Origin of the sequence: uncultured Pseudokineococcus sp. (assembly GCF_947495735.1) — a bacterium.
Taxonomy (GTDB): Bacteria; Actinomycetota; Actinomycetes; order Actinomycetales; family Quadrisphaeraceae; genus Pseudokineococcus.
In genome coordinates this window covers 1-2,603 of the sequence record NZ_CANMAA010000032.1, presented here as the reverse complement: position 1 = coordinate 2,603, position 2,603 = coordinate 1, and the positions used below count along the sequence as shown (strand labels likewise).

Genomic DNA, 2,603 nt, shown 5'->3' with positions numbered 1-2,603 from the left:
GCGCGACTGTCGCTCAAACGATCGGATTAGGCCAGGGACACTCCGGTAGGAGGATCCCCACAACAACGGCGACCGATGCGCTGCCAACGGCCGGGTGGTCGGGGTCAACAGCAGCCGTCGGTGCACCCACCCGTCGCGGGCGCTGCCCCGCGGGCGGCGGGGGTGATGGGCCCGGGCGCGCAGCAGCCCTCTCCGCGCCAGGCGTCGCGGCCTTCCTTGAGGGCGACGGCGGCGATGACCAGCGCGGCGAGGGGGTCAGCCCAGGTCCACCCGAGGGCAGAGTTCAACAGCAGCCCGACCAGCAGGACCGCGGACAGGTAGGTGCACAGCAGGGTCTGCTTGGAGTCCGCGACCGCCGAGGCGGACCCGAGCTCACGGCCGGTGCGGCGCTCGAACCAGCTCAGGAAGGGCATCACGGCGAGGCTGACCGCTGCCAGGGCGATGCCGACGCTGGAGTGCTCGGGCTCGACGGCCCCCAGCAGGGTGCGGACGGCGTCGATGCTGACGAAGACGGCCAGCCCGACGAAGGACGCGGCGATGACCCGCATGGTCAGGCGCTCACGGCGGGCGGGGTCGGGGGCGGAGAACTGCCAGGCCACCGCGGCCGCCGACAGCACCTCCACGACGGAGTCCAGGCCGAAGCCAACCAGGGCTGCGGAGGAGGCGATGCGCCCGGCGGTGATGGCCACGACGGCCTCGATGACGTTGTAGGTGATTGTGGCCGCGACGATCCAGCGCACCCGTCGGGTCAGCTGGGCCCGCCGCGCGGGGTCGGTGGCGACCGGCGCGGCGGCACGGGTGGTGGCCATCAGCACCTCACCAGCCGGGCGGGGCCCTCCTGCGGCTCGGCCGTCGTGTGGGGAAGGGTCTCAGGCATGGGCGTGTCTTTCGTGCTCGTGGTGGGAGACCGGCTCGAGCTGGAAGGTCGCGTGGTGGACGGGCACGGGGAAGTGCTCGGCGACGCAGGTCTGCAGCGCGTCCAGGACGCGGGGGGCGTGGCCGTCGAGGAAGCAGGTGTCGTCGATGACGACGTGGGCTGAGAGCACGGGCAGGCCGGAGACGATCTCCGAGGCGTGCAGGTCGTGCACGGCGTGCACGTGCGCCTGCTCCAGCAGGTGGGTGCGGACCGCGTCCAGGTCCAGGTCGCGGGGTGCGACCTCGAGCAGGACCGCGGTGGTCTCCCGCAGGATGCTCAGCGTCCGGGGGACGATGAGCGCGACGACGACGAAGGACGCGAGAGCGTCGGCGCGCTGCCACCCGGTGGCCAAGACCACGGCCGCGGAGACCAGCACGGCGACCGAGCCGATCCCATCGGCGGCCACTTCCAGGAACGCCGCCCGGGTGTTGACCGACGCGGCCCTCCCTCGGGCGAGGATGACCAGGCCGGCGATGTTGACGGCCAGGCCGATGGCCCCGAACACCAGCACCAGCCCGGCGGTGACCTCAGGAGGGTCCAGCAGGCGGCGCACGCCCTCGACGGCGATGAGGACCCCCACGGCCAGCAGCAGCCCGGCCTGCAGGCTGGCGCCCAGGACCTCGGCCCGGCGGTAGCCCCAGGTCCGTCGGGCCGTGGGCGGGCGCAGCGCGAGCGTCGCGGCGAGCACGGCGATGCCCAGGCCGACGACGTCGGTGAGCATGTGCGCGGCGTCGGCCAGCAGCGCCAGGCTGCCGGACAGGATGCCGCCGACGACCTCCACGACCATCACGGTCGCGGTCAGGACCAGCACGGTCAGCAGCCGTCGCCGCTGGTCGGTGCCCGCGTCGCCCCCGTGGTCGTGGGTGTGCCCGGCTCCCATCAGACCGCGCCGGTCGCCAGCACTGGCTCCTCCTGCCCCGACGCGTCGGCGGGGGTCAGCGGGAGCTCGTGGGGGGTGGCGGGGCCGAGGACGGCCTGCAGCAGCACCCGCCCGATGGGGGTGAGCTGGTACTTCACCAGCTTGCCCTCGCGCTTGGAGGTGGCCAGGCCGCTCGCGCGCAGGAGCCGGGCGTGGTGGGAGACGAGGTTGGGCGCCAGGGCGGTGACCCACGCGAGGTCGCACCCGCACATCGCTCCGCCGGCGGCCAGCGCCGCGGCGACCTTCAGCCGGGTGGGGTCGGCCAGGGCTCTGGCCAGGGCCGCCGCCGAGGTCAGCTCCTCGACGCCCGGGAGGACCTCCCGCACCGCTTCCGCGTGCGGCAGGTCCATGCACAGCAGGTCGCACGTCTCCGGGGCGGTCGTCACTCTCAGAATCTAACCAGCATTGCTCTGTTACGTTGAGGTCTCGGTCGCTCGAGAATGATGCGGCTACTGCCTCCCCACCCGACCGAGGAGCTGCTGCCGTGCCGAGCACGACCACGCCAGCCCGCGCCGCGTCCCCGCGCGGCCCCAAGGCGCCGGCCAGGTCCCGCACGAGCAGGACCGGGCGGGTGCTGACGGTGCTCGCGGGCGGGTTCCTGGCGGTCGTGGCCGCCCTGGTGGTGCTGACCCTGGTCACCGGTGGCTCCAACGCACCCGAGCCCGCGGCGGACGTGCCCGTGGTCGCCGCTGACAGCCACTACCTGTCCGACGCCGGGACCGATGCCCCGGTGCTGGTGGAGTTCCTAGACCTGGAGTGCGAGGCCTG

The 2,603-nt window shown here is 73.6% G+C and carries 3 protein-coding genes and 1 pseudogene; 1 reads left to right on the top strand and 3 read right to left on the bottom strand.

The annotated features are described in order from the left end of the window. Positions 1 to 104: 104 nt before the first annotated feature. From Q0848_RS18830 to Q0848_RS18820, 3 genes are read right to left on the bottom strand one after another with little or no spacing between them, the layout of a single operon-like run. Entirely contained in the window at positions 105 to 809 is a 705-nt protein-coding gene (locus Q0848_RS18830) for a cation diffusion facilitator family transporter (RefSeq protein WP_299040369.1), read from the bottom strand. 60 nt (positions 810 to 869) lie between these two features. After that, a complete protein-coding gene (locus Q0848_RS18825) occupies positions 870 to 1,796 on the bottom strand; it encodes a cation diffusion facilitator family transporter (protein ID WP_299040368.1) in 927 nt (308 codons plus the stop codon). Further along, positions 1,796 to 2,221 carry a metalloregulator ArsR/SmtB family transcription factor gene (locus Q0848_RS18820; RefSeq protein ID WP_299040366.1) on the bottom strand — a complete coding sequence of 142 codons (426 nt, stop codon included), beginning with the start codon at positions 2,219 to 2,221 and terminating at the stop codon, positions 1,796 to 1,798. Before Q0848_RS18820 ends, Q0848_RS18825 begins: the two co-directional genes overlap by 1 nt. A gap of 98 nt (positions 2,222 to 2,319) precedes the next feature. Here Q0848_RS18820 and Q0848_RS18815 point away from each other — a divergent pair. Continuing rightward, positions 2,320 to 2,603 (top strand): annotated as a pseudogene (locus tag Q0848_RS18815) (hypothetical protein); the annotation flags it as partial.